At 55.1% G+C, this 13131-nt stretch carries 16 protein-coding genes and 2 pseudogenes; 12 read left to right on the forward strand and 6 right to left on the reverse strand.

The features are described from left to right. Nucleotides 1-744 precede the first annotated feature (744 nt). Complete coding sequence (locus tag BDD14_RS00420) at nucleotides 745-1038, reverse strand: Crp/Fnr family transcriptional regulator (protein ID WP_130417102.1); 294 nt, start codon at nucleotides 1036-1038, stop codon at nucleotides 745-747. A 274-nt stretch (nucleotides 1039-1312) separates the two neighbouring features. Here BDD14_RS00420 and BDD14_RS00425 point away from each other — a divergent pair, with 274 nt between their 5' ends. The 6 genes from BDD14_RS00425 (at nucleotide 1313) to BDD14_RS00445 (ending at nucleotide 4784) form a co-directional block, all read left to right on the forward strand. Then, on the forward strand, nucleotides 1313-2536 hold the full coding sequence (locus BDD14_RS00425) for a PAS domain S-box protein (protein ID WP_278045510.1): 1224 nt from the start codon (nucleotides 1313-1315) through the stop codon (nucleotides 2534-2536). Continuing rightward, nucleotides 2523-2795 carry an ATP-binding protein gene (locus tag BDD14_RS34115; RefSeq protein WP_423201737.1) on the forward strand — a complete coding sequence of 91 codons (273 nt, stop codon included), beginning with the start codon at nucleotides 2523-2525 and terminating at the stop codon, nucleotides 2793-2795. Before BDD14_RS00425 ends, BDD14_RS34115 begins: the two co-directional genes overlap by 14 nt. Then, nucleotides 2756-3109, forward strand: a complete 354-nt coding sequence (locus BDD14_RS31495; protein ID WP_165419811.1) for a hypothetical protein — start codon at nucleotides 2756-2758, stop codon at nucleotides 3107-3109. The genes BDD14_RS34115 and BDD14_RS31495 overlap by 40 nt, the downstream gene beginning before the upstream one ends. Before the next feature lie 256 nt (nucleotides 3110-3365). Continuing rightward, nucleotides 3366-3614 (forward strand): hypothetical protein, encoded by a 249-nt coding sequence (locus BDD14_RS00435; protein WP_130417105.1) that lies wholly within the window; start codon nucleotides 3366-3368, stop codon nucleotides 3612-3614. 125 nt (nucleotides 3615-3739) lie between these two features. After that, entirely contained in the window at nucleotides 3740-4363 is a 624-nt protein-coding gene (locus BDD14_RS00440) for a response regulator transcription factor (protein ID WP_242617628.1), read from the forward strand. A gap of 49 nt (nucleotides 4364-4412) precedes the next feature. Further along, nucleotides 4413-4784: a response regulator transcription factor gene (locus BDD14_RS00445; RefSeq protein WP_130417107.1), complete on the forward strand. Its 372-nt coding sequence runs from the start codon at nucleotides 4413-4415 to the stop codon at nucleotides 4782-4784. 10 nt (nucleotides 4785-4794) lie between these two features. On the opposite strand, the gene BDD14_RS00450 is transcribed toward BDD14_RS00445, so the two are convergent. The 5 genes from BDD14_RS00450 to BDD14_RS00470 form a co-directional block, all read right to left on the reverse strand. Next, on the reverse strand, nucleotides 4795-5265 hold the full coding sequence (locus tag BDD14_RS00450; protein ID WP_165419834.1) for a hypothetical protein: 471 nt from the start codon (nucleotides 5263-5265) through the stop codon (nucleotides 4795-4797). 42 nt (nucleotides 5266-5307) lie between these two features. Then, nucleotides 5308-6732 (reverse strand): TolC family protein, encoded by a 1425-nt coding sequence (locus BDD14_RS00455; RefSeq protein ID WP_165419835.1) that lies wholly within the window; start codon nucleotides 6730-6732, stop codon nucleotides 5308-5310. Next, nucleotides 6729-8348, reverse strand: a complete 1620-nt coding sequence (locus BDD14_RS00460; RefSeq protein ID WP_130417110.1) for an MFS transporter — start codon at nucleotides 8346-8348, stop codon at nucleotides 6729-6731. The genes BDD14_RS00455 and BDD14_RS00460 overlap by 4 nt, the downstream gene beginning before the upstream one ends. Next, nucleotides 8345-9490 carry an HlyD family secretion protein gene (locus BDD14_RS00465; protein ID WP_130417111.1) on the reverse strand — a complete coding sequence of 382 codons (1146 nt, stop codon included), beginning with the start codon at nucleotides 9488-9490 and terminating at the stop codon, nucleotides 8345-8347. The genes BDD14_RS00460 and BDD14_RS00465 overlap by 4 nt, the downstream gene beginning before the upstream one ends. 65 nt (nucleotides 9491-9555) lie before the next feature. Next, nucleotides 9556-9990 carry a universal stress protein gene (locus tag BDD14_RS00470; protein WP_130417112.1) on the reverse strand — a complete coding sequence of 145 codons (435 nt, stop codon included), beginning with the start codon at nucleotides 9988-9990 and terminating at the stop codon, nucleotides 9556-9558. 326 nt (nucleotides 9991-10316) lie between these two features. Here BDD14_RS00470 and BDD14_RS00475 point away from each other — a divergent pair. From BDD14_RS00475 to BDD14_RS33625, 6 genes and pseudogenes are all read left to right on the forward strand, one after another. Next, nucleotides 10317-11507, forward strand: a pseudogene (locus BDD14_RS00475) (aldehyde dehydrogenase family protein). Further along, nucleotides 11470-11694, forward strand: coding sequence for an aldehyde dehydrogenase family protein (locus tag BDD14_RS33610; protein ID WP_278045453.1), 225 nt, complete (start codon nucleotides 11470-11472; stop codon nucleotides 11692-11694). The pseudogene BDD14_RS00475 and the gene BDD14_RS33610 overlap by 38 nt, the downstream one beginning before the upstream one ends. Nucleotides 11695-11756: 62 nt before the next feature. Beyond that, entirely contained in the window at nucleotides 11757-12110 is a 354-nt protein-coding gene (locus BDD14_RS33615; protein WP_278045454.1) for a thiamine pyrophosphate-binding protein, read from the forward strand. A 47-nt stretch (nucleotides 12111-12157) separates the two neighbouring features. Beyond that, nucleotides 12158-12427, forward strand: coding sequence for a hypothetical protein (locus BDD14_RS33620; protein ID WP_341273281.1), 270 nt, complete (start codon nucleotides 12158-12160; stop codon nucleotides 12425-12427). A 57-nt stretch (nucleotides 12428-12484) separates the two neighbouring features. Next, complete coding sequence (locus BDD14_RS32730) at nucleotides 12485-12799, forward strand: hypothetical protein (RefSeq protein WP_242617629.1); 315 nt, start codon at nucleotides 12485-12487, stop codon at nucleotides 12797-12799. 17 nt (nucleotides 12800-12816) lie between these two features. Next, nucleotides 12817-13077, forward strand: a pseudogene (locus BDD14_RS33625) (thiamine pyrophosphate-dependent enzyme); the annotation flags it as partial. Nucleotides 13078-13131: the final 54 nt, after the last annotated feature.

The raw sequence follows: 13131 nt of genomic DNA on the forward strand, positions 1-13131 counted from the left end.
GCGCGGCGGGTTCAGAATTGGTGCCAGCAGGGTCACTTGTGTAAGTGAGACCTGACTATGCGCTTTGTCTCGAGCCTCATGGACCGACAACAGGAGCTCCCGATTTGATCAGAGAGATCGCCACCCGGTCTCCCTGTAGAGCGCCCGGTCTGGGCTTTTGATCTGATTCCGTAAAAGTCACAAGACTCACGCGGCCCTCCACTTGTTTTCACTGGTCACCGCCGCTAGCAACATTCAGGCGGACCGCTGACCACTCAGTTCTGTGGGCAATATAACGTTTGCCGCTCCTCTGTGCCACTACATGTTTATGTCGCAAGGGCGTGCGGCCTGTGATCCGGTCAGGCTCTGGCCGAAGCCGGTGCCGTTTGCGCTTGTTGAACTGACACGAGTTGCTCCGCGCACTCGGCAAGATATCGATGCACGAGGTGTACTGCCATTTGAACCTTCGCCGACTGCGGAGGCAACCCGTTTCACATTTCCTGATCTCGTGTCGCCCACCGCTAAGATTCCTGGAACGCAGGTTTCGAGCATGAACGGAGGTCGTTTTAGCGGCCATTGATCCCCACTCGCGAACAGCAAGATCGGGGCCGGTGATGATAAATTTCCTATTATCCAAGACAAAGGAATCTTCAAGCCATTCTGTCCGTGGCGCTGCTCCGGCCATCACATGAACAGGCGGCGGCGACGAATGCTTCCATGAAGATCTCGCCCAACTCGGTGTCTTTCGCCATCAGGGAAAGTACCTTATCCCGACAGAGTTTCAGAACGCTGCCGTCCAGTGACGCGCGCCTTGAGCAGTGATCGCTTTCCGGAAATGACGGACATCTCGCCGGTGAACTGGTTTGCTTCCCGAACCGCGAGAATCTTGTCGTCCTCGCCCGTCCTGCTAATCGAGACGTTACCTTCCAGTACGATGAACAGAGGCACATCCGGTTGCGAGGGTTCATAAAGAACTTCACCGGCTTGTACCGATCGAAGCTGGGCGAGGGACCGAATCCGGTCTATCTGCTTCGGACTCAAATTGGGATTGTCCCGCATCGTACCCCTCCTTTACCCCGCGTGCGCGAGGAGACACAAAGATTTCGACCCGCAGGGCGAAGTGCAGAGACATGCATGCAAATGCAACTTTTCATTGGTGCTTATTTGGGGGTTTGTGTCGCCTGACAACCGTACGATATCCAAAGGGCTCCAAACCACGCCATTACATCTTCATGTGGATTGTCGGCGTGCTCACAGTAGAAATCTGCCCGCTACCATAAACATGTAATGCCCCTTAAATTCCCTTTCGTAATACGCTCAACACACGGAAATGATGGATACGACTGTTCTGGCTGCCTTCCTTGAGTACTCTCCGAATCCCACATGGTTGGCAGATTCCGACGGCCGCTGTATCTACGCAAATCAAGAGTTGAGAGAAATCACAGCCCTGAGCGCGGCTCAGCTTGGGGACTTGAATTGGCTGGAACTTGTAGCGGAAGAAGACAGACAAATGTCTTCCACTCTATGGCAGGAAGCGCGGATTCATCATAAGACCTATCGCGCTCGTTTCTTTCTCCGCGCCAGGGATTCTGCACGAGGAAGTGCGGTAGATGCTGTCGGAACGGGACATGTTGCCCCCGACGGCTCAGAAGTGTGGCTCTTCACCGCCGTCGTCACAGCACCGTCGGGCAAAGCGCTTCCGCCTGTCGAGGCGAATCTTCAAGTAACCCTTAACGTTCTTCCGACTCAAGCTTGGTATGCCCGTGCGTCGGGGGCTCTGGCGTTTGTCAACGGAGCTACGGCGGACTACCTGGGTCTTCCATCAGATCACCCGCTTCGGGTTGCTGCAAATTTCGAAACACGATGGGACGCCCATTTGGTCTTCCTGCATCCTGAGGACCAGGCTACCTCGAGCAGGAACTGGGCAGAACAAATTCAAACGGGGCGCCCGCGCGATGACCAGATCCGCATATTGGGAGCCGATGGAAAATACCGGTGGTTTCTTTCGCGAGCGGAGCCTCTCAGGGATTCGGATGGTCAAGTTAGGTATTGGGTTGGCGTGAACATCGATATCGATGAAAAGAAACGAGGCAGCGAGGCTCTCGACGCAGCGCGGGAGCGAATCGGTCGCGCTACACAGTCCGCAGCAATTGCCGAACTCTCTGCGTCCCTCTCTGACAGGATTGTGCAGCCATTAGCGGCTGTCGTAGCCAACGCGCGAGCAGCGCTCAATTGGCTTTCTTCTGACAACCTCAACATCTCACAGGCAAATGCCGCACTCGAAGGAGTGGTTCGAGATGGAATGTCTGCTGGCAATATCGTTCACGAGATGCGCCAACTCTTCGATCGCCGTCGGCCCAATCCACGGCCAATCGATCTAAATACTTTGATTGCGCAGGTGATAAGCCTTCAGGCCCCAGACGTTCGCGAAAAGGGAGTCTCAATCGATTGCAAACTGAATCCGGACCTGCCGTTCGCATTCGCCGATGCAGCCCAGATTCAGCAGGTGCTTCTTCAATTTGCTAGTGGATGCCTACGAAGCCATGTCTCGATCTGAGGAACCGAAGAGGCTAACACTGAGGACCGACTTCACCGACGATCACGTTAGCCTCGAAATCGAAAACAGCGGTGGTTGTGTCACCAGTGTGAAGCATCTGCTTGAAGCGGTCCTCGCGGATGAATCCCGGGGAACGGTCGTGGCTTTGGCAATCAGTCGTTCGATCATCGCGGCACAAGGGGGCACGTTCGAAGCCATTCGACGAGAAGGAGGAGTGACATGTTTTCGCATCGAGCTACCGTGCTTCAGCTCAACGTAAGCCGCCAGTCCCACGATCGGTTAGACTTTCGCAGTCACGCTACGGCAGCTAAAACTGACATGGAGACCTCGAACCGCATGGGACGTGAATTCCCTGTACCTCCGATGTGGATCGGGCTGGACGACATGACTCATGGTGGAAAAATCGGTGCCTTCGTAGAGAGTCCACCACACCCGGCATGGTTGGCGTCCAGTGATGGCATCTGCACATATGCCAATCCTGCCTTGCAGCGATCATGGTGGATTGGGAATGGGCTCGCTATTAGCCGTTTGACCGCGCTTTCGCACGGAGGAACCCCTGGTAACAGAGCGTAGGCATCCGGCCGCCGTCCGGTTTAGTCTCAATCTTCCGGTTCGACCAACACGTCCTTTGAGCAATTATGGAAGCCTGGACAAATATGTAATGGCATTCTGAACGCTACCATGCCTATGATGGCCAGGACGTTTGAGCTCCGGCGCCAGTCAAATCGTTTGCCACGAACTGCCATTCGGTTGGAGGTTTATGGCAAGCTGAGTTCCCAATGTCGCCTGGCAACCATAGCGAGTGCCCGAACGATAGGAGGAGTCCAAGATGTGGATCGATATTGGGGTGACCGTGTTGCTGACTCTCCGCATAGCCCTGTTTAGACCGGCACTTCCGCAGCTACTGGATCCGGATAATGATGCCTGGTTACCGGAGGGAAAAGATGAAGAGCAAGAGTGCCTCTTCGTTGTGATGGAGAAGTGCACGAACATTCTCCTCGAAAGTCCTCATCAGGGAACAGTGGGGCTTTCGCAATTACATATTCATGTAATGCCTGATTCGAGGGTACGTAGGTGACTTCGTCAGGCCTTCCCAATATAATCTCTCGCAAAGGGGCGCTTCCGAAGCGGTGCGCCGAGCATTTTCGAGGCTTGTGGACAATGACGCGCACAGCTCTCAGTAGCTCACTCCGGGAGGGGATAGTGCCGCCACACGAAATGGTCTACATTGTCGATGATGATGTTAGGGTTGTAGACGCTCTCTCATCACTCTTGCGGGCCAATGGCAAGCAGGTTCAAATGTTCACTTCAGGACAAGACTTCCTCGACTTCGAACGCCAGGACTCGTGTGCGTGTCTGATTCTCGATTTGAGAATGCCGGGATTGAATGGACTGCAAGTGCAAGAGTCGATAGCCGCTCAAACGACAATCCCAGTCATTTTCATTACTGGCCGCGGCGATGTTCCGTCCACCGTCACGGCGATGAAGGGAGGAGCGATGGACTTCCTCACCAAACCTATTGACGAGACGGCACTACTTGCCTGTATCGAAAAGGCACTCGAGCAGGACCGGAAACTTCGATTGGCCTCATTTGAACAGGAGAGTCTGCTCGCGCGTTACCGATCACTGACCCCACGGGAGCAACAAGTGTTGCCGCTGTTGGTAAGTGGTCTTTTGAACAAGCAGGCGGCCTGGGAATTAGGAATCACGGAGTATACCGTGCAGATACACCGGGGGCATATCATGCGGAAAATGGAAGCCGATTCTTTCGCAACTCTGGTTAAGCTCGCCAGCAAACTAAATCTTGGGTCTTCCAAAACATCCTAGGTTGCACGGAAATGATTTTCTATAGATCGTACCAGAGGCGGAGGTTTCAATGGGCATGCAGGCGCGCACGATCGCGGTCATTGATGATGATCTCCGAGTTCTCGAGTCGTTGATAAACTTACTGGCTTCCTGCGGATATAACGCTGAAGGCTATTGTTCAGCGGAAGAATTTCTCGAGTCAGGCGGTCTGCAAAAGAGCTCTTGCGTCATCACTGATGTGGAGATGCGTCAGATGAGTGGCCTGGGCTTGCTTCACCACATCAACAGTACTGCTAGTTCATTGCCAGTCGTTATCATCACTGGAAAGCCTTCTGAGAAGTCGGAATCGTTCTACCTTGAAAAGGGAGCAGTCGGCTTCTTCCGCAAACCGGTTGACGGCGATGCTCTGGTGGACCTTCTAAAGGGAGTTTGTAAAGGATGAACCGCGGGATTTATCCGCGTCGCCAAGTCCCTCGTTCGTAGATCTCGCGAAGTTCCGCTCTGCACTTGAGCGCGAAATCGTTCAGGGGATCTGCATGCTGCTCCAGAGCCACTGATTTGATTTGGTCGATGCTCATATTCTTTTCACCGTATTTCTCCACAAGAGTCTTTACAAACGATTCTGCTGCCTCAAGGACGCTGCCAGATGCGAATAGCCTGATCCGATTCACCAGGGCGAACATCGCAACAATTTCGTCAATGTTTTCAAGACTCTGCGAAAGCGCTTTTACGTAGCAAGCCGTTCCTTGGCGGATGAACTCCGAGTATAGGTCTTCGCGCTGAGCTATTTCACGATTGGTCAGCTCTCGCTGCGTCACGCTTCGTTGAAGAACGAAATTGCTAAGCACCGGAGTTGTAGCGCCGATTACGGAACCGCCGAGCGCAGCCAAAATACTGGTTAGGGTGTTATCCATGGAGTTCATACCTGCTTTCGTGTAGGAACCGTCTCGTGCATGAAATTCTCTCTATTGCGGCATCTGGCCGATTGCTCTCTTCAAGTCTGCGTCCGCCAATGAGAGGCCACAACTTGCTTCCAGCAAGGACGCGGTTGCGCTCGCCAGGTCAGCGTGGGTTTGACTTCGAGCGGAACTGAGCGCCGCAGTCTGCTCAAACTGTCGATCGGCAAGCCTGGCCGCTTCTGTTCGGACCTTCACAACTTGTCCGACAACATCAACCATCTGCCTGAGTTCGTCGACTCTGTCGTAAATGCCATGCACCTGAACTTCAATCTCAGACTGCAGCTTGTCAACAGCCACTTCCGCAGAGTGCACTTCGCTCCGCGCTTCCCGAACTTTGGCTTCGCGTCGGCCGCCGTCGAAGAGGTCGTAGCTGAGTGAAAACCCAAATGTCCCGAAATTATGGACGAGAAACGGCACTCCACTCTGATAACTGTATCGGGAGAGCGCTGTAACATCGGGGATGTAGGCGTCCTTGGCCGCGGCCAGGCCCGCTTGGGCTTTAACCAGAGTCTGTCGAGCCGCTCTGAGGTCCTGGTTCTGTTCGAGCGCAATCCGTATCGCGTCTGCCCGTGTTGGAACGTCAAGCGCAACCGCAGCCCCTCCAGGGTCGAGATCAAGGGGGGTATCGACTGGGAGTCCAAGAACGTCCGCCAGCTGACGCCGCAAATCGTTTCCTTGCAGACGTAAAGTCAGGCTCTCCTGCTGTGCCTGCAGGATGGCTGCTTTGCTCTGAAGAGCGGATATTTCAAGGGCGTTGCCCTTTGCTACTTCGCTCCGGCTCTCCTCATCCTTGATCTGGGCTGCGGCCAACTGGTCCTGGGATGCCTTCAGCTTTTGTTGGTTGATCAATATGTTGAAATAGAACTGGCGGACTTGCAGTGCAATTGCATCTTGGGTTTGATCAAGTTGTGTCTTGGCGATGAGCAGATCCTGTTTTGCGGCAACGTTCGCCTGGTGGATGCGAAACAACTGTGTAAGAGGCTGCTCTAACCCCACCCCCCCGGTGTATCCAGTGAAACCTCCTTGATCGATAAAGAGGGACTTCGCCGGGACCGGCCCAGTCGACGGATAGTTCCCGAACGCACCCGCTGGGATCTCAACGCCTGCAAGCTCTGTGACATGAAGAACACTGCCGCTCGCCTTGAGTTGAGGCAGGTAGTTGGATCTCGCCTCGTCTTTCTTGCTTTGCATCTGCTCGACAGAAAGACTGCGGAGGTGAACAGAATGATTTTGCCTCAGGGCAAGATTAATCGCCTGATCGAGCGTTAATTGCATCGGATTCGCAGAGGATTGTTGTGCCACCAAAGTCGGGATGAATGTCGAACCCAGAAGTGCCAAGGGCAAGCACAGCCTGGCTGCTGCTCGAAGTTCTCGCCGTGCTGCGGAGGCTGATGTCATAATCTGTCCCCTTTCATTGAGTGTGCTTCTCATTTGTCCTCCTCTGGTGCAGCAGTGACCTGCCGATACTGAGTTGGCACTTTGGACATGAAGGAAATCACCACGAGGCACGCCCCGCAGCATGTAGCCAGGAGAAGAAAGCTGTCAGAGATTGCCAGCGTAAAGGCTTGCTGGCGAACCTGCAGGCCCAGAACCTCCGCGGCGTGGCCCGCTGCGCTAAGGCCGGTTGAATGTGAAGCGAATGCATGTTGAAGTCCGAGCAGTCTATAATCGGTAAGGCCATTTCCCAGCTGGACATTCAGCCCAACCATGTTCGAGTGGAACTGTTCCCGAACAGCAATGAAGTGCCCCATAAACGTTGACCCCATCTCACCCCCAAATAAACGGGTGACCTGGAAGAAGCCCGCAAAGGTCAACACGTCAGCGGGCCGTTTCAACCCACCGGTGTCAATAATTTCCAGTACGATAGCGCCAACCATCGAGTTGAAGGCCAGAGCCAGCCCTATGGCCATTACGGCCTGGGAGATTCCAAAGTTGGGCCCGGCCCACACGGAAGTGACACGCGCATCGAGCAAACATGCGACCCCTACCAGGCCGAAGCCGACGGTAAGAATCAGCCGGGGGTCAATTTTGCGCATCAAAGCCATTGCAGCTATGCCGAGCACGAATTGCGGGAGCGCCACCCAGGCTAGGACGGGTGCTTCCTGTAGAGGAAGGAATCCTCGGACCGAGCCGAGAAAGCTGGGAATGGTTACAACTGTAGCAAGCATGATGAAGCGGAAGCTGATAAGGACCGGCGCCAGCAACAGAGTGTTCCTGCGCATGAGGAACTGATAATTGACCAAAGGATTGGGCAGCAGGAAATGTCGAACTATCGCTGCTAGTATGAGCAGGGCCCCTGCGGCTACCAGTCCGATGATGAGCGACGAATGAAACCAATCCAGTCGTTGCCCCTGATCGAGCGCAATATAAAGAAGTGCCATCCCGAGGCTGGCATACAGAAAGCCCCTCCAATTGGGAGTGGGATGTCCCGGCTGCGGTGTTGGAAGCGGCTGCCATGGAATACCAAAGTGAACCAGCGCAATCATGACTGGAGTCAAAATGGTCCCGTTCCAGAAAATCCAATGCCAGGAGAGGTGTTCAAGAAAGAATGATTCCCACGCCTGCGCCATGTCTGTTGTGAAGATGATGTCCGTCGCATACATTGCAATTCCGACTAATACAAAGCGCATCGGAAGGCTTCTGAGCACGAAGGATAACGTCAACGGATAGAAAGTACCGGCGCTAAGGCCAGCGATGATAAGCAGAGCGATCACCGCTTCGAGTGAATGGCAGAAAGGGATCAAAAAGCTTACGACGGTGAAGATCCATGCGCAGGCCATAAGCACTCGCCTTGGGCCAAGGAGACCTCCCAGGTATACGGAAAAGGGTCCGATAAACATCATGGAGGCGTTGAACGCGGTGTTGATCCAGGCCCCCTCATCGACTCCGAGATGCAACGCACCTCGCAGGTCCGCCAGCCCCACGCTCATCAAGCGACCCGTGCATGTCGCAATGAGTGCGCCAAGGAGCACGCCGGCGACCCCCAGCAGCGGGTGCGTTGTCACTGCCGGGTGAGTACCCTGCGTGTTGGCATCAGGCCCCGTCATTGATCACCGTCCGATCGTCCTCCAGCCTTGCCGGTATGAACGGTGACGACTGCCGAGAATCCCGGCCGCAGCCGATCGAGATAGGGCTGTCCCGAAAAAAGCACAATCTTAACGGGCACTCGCTGAACGACCTTGGTGAAGTTGCCGGTAGCATTGTCAGGCGGCAAAAGGGCGAACTGAGAACCGCTCGCGGGAGAGAGTTGCTCGACCTTCCCGTGAAACACCCGGTTTGGGAAGGTATCGATCCGAACATCTGCTGTGTCGCCGACTCGCATATTGGTTAGTTGAGTCTCTTTGAAGTTCGCCTGCACCCAGACTTCGCTCTGAACCAGATCGATTACCTGCGTTCCAGGAGCGACCAGCTGGCCGACGAGGGCGTGGCGTTCCCCGACCGTCCCATCGGTCGGTGCCGCGATTCGCGTGTAGGCCAAGTTCACTTGGGCGACGACAATAGCGGCCTTCTTCGCCTCTATATCAGCTTCGTAAACATCATCCTTTGTATTCAGCGCCTCCCGTTGGCGCTTCGCCGCCTCAAGTTGACCCTGGCTTGTGGCCAGAGCTCCCTCGGCGCGCGCGAGATCCGCTTTCCGCGCGTCTACTACGCCGCTGAGCTGGCCCTGCTGAGCAGTGGCCGTTTCCAATTGCTGGTGAGTTGCCGCCTTCGAGTCGAACAGGGCCTGCTGACGATTCAACTCGGTCAATGCGCGCTCGAGTTCGGGTGAGGCCGAGGCTATGCCGGCTTTGGCAGCGTTGATAGCAGCCTCTGCTTGGATAATTCCCCCCTTGGCCGCATCGATTTGAGCATCCTGTACTCTCTTCGCCGCCTGATTGTCCGCAAGCGAGGCTTGCGATGCGGCCAGGGCAGCTTGGGCCTGATTCAAAGCCGCCCGATAGTCGTCGTCGGCAAGCTCGATGAGAATCTGGGCCGCCTTGACGCTCTGATAGTCATTAACGTTCACCTTGCGGACCGTTCCGGAGATCCGCGTGCTCAAAGGCGTCATGTCTGCTCTCAGGTAGGCGTCATCCGTCGCCTGCTCGGGTCGGCTTCCTTGCCACCCAGTCAAGTGTCCGGCAATACCGAAGAGAAGACCCCCAGCAGCGAGCAATACGATCAGCGGAATAATCAATGATTTTTTACTCATGCCGTAAGCCTCCGAAGGCTAAATTGATTTCGACTGCAAGACCTCGCTGCTCTTGACCGGCGCGCTCAATGCACACCGAGCACGCTGCAGGGAGCTTCCTGGGCGAGGTCATAAACGGAACTCCAGAGTCGGGATAAATAGAAGTCGTGCTGATGAAGTCCGATAACAAGCAGATCGGCTCGTTCATCTTTAAGGAAACAAAGTATCGCCTGTACCTCCCGTCCCTCGACGATCGAGCTTTTCGCACGAACTCCATGCTCCTGGGCCAGTAGTGATGCTTTCTTATGCAATTCACTGTGGGCTCGCCGCCGGTCTTCCTTCATCGTGTTGGGAGCACTGGGATCGACAACGATGGCAAACGACATGTAGGCCGGAAGATCTCCCAGGATTGACACCGTTGCGAGCTCCGCATTACAGACGCGCGCGAGTTCAATCGCCGTGCGAAGTGCACGCTGCGACTCGGGAAAATCATTCAAGGCGACGACGATCTTGGAGAACATAAAGCGACTCGAGTGGAACCGACACGGTCTCTATCGTATGAGTCCAACTCGAGCAGTCGCTATTACATGTTTCTGGTAGCGATCGTACGGCCTTGAAGAATGGGGTAGAGTGGCAGGGCGGAGAAGGGTGATTTCATCTCGGTTTGATCTGAGCGTCCATTACAAGGAATATGTAATTTATCGAGCTCTGATGGATTGCTACGATCACGCTGTTCACCTGCTGGAATGTTTCATCCCGGCTGCGTGCAACGCGACGTTCTTGACGACGCATACCGCAAGATGCGGCGTGGTGGTAAACTGTCGCGCGAACTGCAAAGGAGCTCACCGTGCCATACCGCAGCGTAAATCCAGCTACTGGAGAAGTCCTTAAGACCTTCACAGAGCACACCAATCAAGAAATGATGGACGCCTTGGCCGCCGCGGACAAGACTTTTGTGTCTTGGGCAACTCGCCCAATCGAAGAGCGCGCAAAGATTATTTCACGCGCCGCCTAGCTTCTGCTCGAACGGAAGAGCGAGCTGGCTAAGCTCGCCACCCTTGAAATGGGTAAGCGCATTGCAGAAAGCCGCGGTGAGGTCGAGTTGAGCGCCGCGATCCTCCAATATTTCGCAGACCACGCCGCAGAGTTCCTTGCACCGAAGCCCTTCAAGTCCGCGATGGGAGACGCCCATCTTGAGTTTTCTCCCTTGGGAGTCCTGTTGAGCATTCAGCCGTGGAACTACCCTTATTACCAGCTGGCCCGCTTCGTGGGCCCGCACCTCATGTCGGGAAACGTGATGCTGTTGAAGCACGCGCCCGGCGTGCCCCAGTGTGCAGTTGCGTTTGAAAAGGTTCTGAAGGACGCCGGCGTGCCAGTTGGTGTCTACACCAATCTCTTCCTCAGCAACGATCAAGCAGGTGCGTTGATCGATGATCCTCGAGTCAAAGCGATTGCACTTACCGGCTCGGAGCGAGCGGGAGTGGCCTTGGCGTCCAGGGCGGGCAAGAATCTCAAGAAGTCCACAATGGAATTGGGCGGAAGCGACGCGCTCATTGTTCTCGATGACGCCGACCTCGACCACACCGTTGCTATGGCTGTTCTCGGGCGATTCGGTAACAACGGACAAACCTGTATCGGCGCAAAGCGGTTCATCGTGGTTGAATCGATGCTCGACAAATTCTTGCCGCGGTTCGTCGCTGCCGCAAAGGAGTTGAAGCTCGGCGATCCTCTCGACGAAAGTGTGACGCTCGGCCCATTATCGTCTGATGGTGCATTGCAGTTGATACTTAGACAGATCAATGACGCAACGAGCCATGGAGCGAAAGTTCTGCTTGGTGGAAATCGTGTCGGAACAGTGGGAGCCTTCTTGGAACCCACTGTCCTCACTGGCCTCACACCTGACAATCCAGCGTACAAGCAGGAATTCTTTGGTCCCGTTGCGCTTATCTTTCCAGCCAAAGACGAAGCTGAAGCGATCGCGATAGCGAACGATTCGCCGTTTGGACTCGGGGGGGGCGGTCTACTCCACCGACATTGAGAGGGCCAAGCGCGTCGCCAGCCGTGTCGAGACAGGAATGGTCTTCATCAACTATCCGGATGCGAACTGGCCTGATCTTCCGTTCGGCGGTATTAAGAGGTCCGGATACGGGAAGGAACTCTCCAATTTGGGGCTTGAGGAGTTTGTGAACAAAAAGCTTGTCCTTGTCCCCAACATTCCTGCATAGAGCGACTGGTTCATGGCGTTTCTAGACCCAAACTGCGACGTTTATAAACCTGGAGCCCATAGATGAGTGAAAAGCAAACGACGCTGACGGTGTATCAGGCGACCTATGACCTGCTGAGGAAACTCGGCCTGACTACCATCTTTGGGAACCCTGGTTCGACCGAGCAGCCGTGCCTGAAAAACTTTCCTTCAGATTTCGAGTACGTGCTCGGTCTGCAGGAAGCGACCGCAGTGGCAATGGCCGATGGGTTCGCTTATACCTCTGCTGGGACTGGCCACGGAATGGGCAATATCATGACGGCTTTTCAGAACAAGACGCCGCTCATTATCACGGCTGGGCAGCAAACACGTGAGATGATTCGTTGCGACCATACCTTACGAATCGTGATGAGACGACGCTGCCGCGTCCCTGGGTGAAGTGGGCGTACCAGCCAGTCAGAACACAGGATGTCCCGGGAGCAATCATGAGGGCTTACACGGTCGCTCTGCAGCCTCCCTCCGGCCCAGTGTACTTATCCATTCCACTGAGTGACTGGGATGAGCCTGCATTGAGTGAAGCAGTAGTTCGGACCGTCAGCAGACGCTATGCGCCGGATCCGGCTCGGCTTGCTCTTTTTGCGGAAAGAATTCAGAAGAGCAAGAATCCGGTTCTGATCTATGGTCCCGAGATCGAACGCAGCGGCGGTTGGGACTCCGGCATCAAGCTTGCAGAACGGCTCCAGGCGCCTGTATAACTATCGCCCTTATCTGATCGGGCATCTTTTCCGCAGACTCATCCGCTGTTCAGAGGTATGGCCCCCATAGCTGTTGGGCCACTCAGCAAGAAACTTTCGGGGCATGACTTGATTGTGGTGGTTGGTGCTCAGATCTTCCGCTATTACCCGTATATCGCTGGAGAATACCTTCCGCAGGGAGCCGAGCTTCTTCAGATCACGAGCGATCCATACGACGCAGCGGCCGCCATCGTTGGGGACAGTCTGTTGTCCGACGCGCGGCTTGCGTTGGACGAACTGGTCGACGCCCTTCCGGAAATTTCCTCTCGAACGGCGCCTCCGCTTCAGGTAAGGCCACACACGCAACAGCGAAAGAGCCGAATAGCCCTCTGACTGCCCTTGAAGCGTTCATGGCGTTAGGCAAAGTGCCCAAGGACGCAATCCTTGTCCACGAAACAGCGTCGAACTATGCCGACCTACTCCAGAATTGGCCGATCATTGAACCCGACTCTTTCTACACGTTTGCCAGCGGTGGACTTGGCTGGGGTGCACCAGCTGCGGTCGGAATCGCAATTGCCCAGAAGAAGGCGGGCACTGGCAAGCCAGTTGTCGCGGCGATTGGAGACGGCTCTCTTCAGTATTCGGTGCAAAGTTTGTATACCGCAGCCCAGCAGAAACTCAAGCTCATCTTTATCGTGCCCTGCAACGACGAGTATGCCATTCTC

It is taken from the genome of Edaphobacter modestus (assembly GCF_004217555.1).
In the GTDB taxonomy this organism is placed as follows: domain Bacteria; phylum Acidobacteriota; class Terriglobia; order Terriglobales; family Acidobacteriaceae; genus Edaphobacter; species Edaphobacter modestus.

Excerpts from the sequence above, each read along its gene's own strand:
- BDD14_RS00470 (WP_130417112.1), bottom strand. The coding sequence starts at position 9,990 with ATGTTCTCCAAGATCGTCGTCGCCTTGAATGATTTTCCCGAGTCGCAG.
- BDD14_RS34115 (WP_423201737.1), top strand. The coding sequence starts at position 2,523 with ATGTCTCGATCTGAGGAACCGAAGAGGCTAACACTGAGGACCGACTTC.
- BDD14_RS32730 (WP_242617629.1), top strand. The coding sequence starts at position 12,485 with ATGGCCCCCATAGCTGTTGGGCCACTCAGCAAGAAACTTTCGGGGCAT.
- BDD14_RS00425 (WP_278045510.1), top strand. The coding sequence starts at position 1,313 with ATGGATACGACTGTTCTGGCTGCCTTCCTTGAGTACTCTCCGAATCCC.
- BDD14_RS00420 (WP_130417102.1), bottom strand. The coding sequence starts at position 1,038 with ATGCGGGACAATCCCAATTTGAGTCCGAAGCAGATAGACCGGATTCGG.
- BDD14_RS31495 (WP_165419811.1), top strand. The coding sequence starts at position 2,756 with ATGTTTTCGCATCGAGCTACCGTGCTTCAGCTCAACGTAAGCCGCCAG.
- BDD14_RS00465 (WP_130417111.1), bottom strand. The coding sequence starts at position 9,490 with ATGAGTAAAAAATCATTGATTATTCCGCTGATCGTATTGCTCGCTGCT.
- BDD14_RS33620 (WP_341273281.1), top strand. The coding sequence starts at position 12,158 with ATGAGGGCTTACACGGTCGCTCTGCAGCCTCCCTCCGGCCCAGTGTAC.
- BDD14_RS00450 (WP_165419834.1), bottom strand. The coding sequence starts at position 5,265 with ATGAACTCCATGGATAACACCCTAACCAGTATTTTGGCTGCGCTCGGC.
- BDD14_RS33615 (WP_278045454.1), top strand. The coding sequence starts at position 11,757 with ATGAGTGAAAAGCAAACGACGCTGACGGTGTATCAGGCGACCTATGAC.
- BDD14_RS00460 (WP_130417110.1), bottom strand. The coding sequence starts at position 8,348 with ATGACGGGGCCTGATGCCAACACGCAGGGTACTCACCCGGCAGTGACA.
- BDD14_RS00445 (WP_130417107.1), top strand. The coding sequence starts at position 4,413 with ATGGGCATGCAGGCGCGCACGATCGCGGTCATTGATGATGATCTCCGA.
- BDD14_RS00435 (WP_130417105.1), top strand. The coding sequence starts at position 3,366 with ATGTGGATCGATATTGGGGTGACCGTGTTGCTGACTCTCCGCATAGCC.
- BDD14_RS00455 (WP_165419835.1), bottom strand. The coding sequence starts at position 6,732 with ATGAGAAGCACACTCAATGAAAGGGGACAGATTATGACATCAGCCTCC.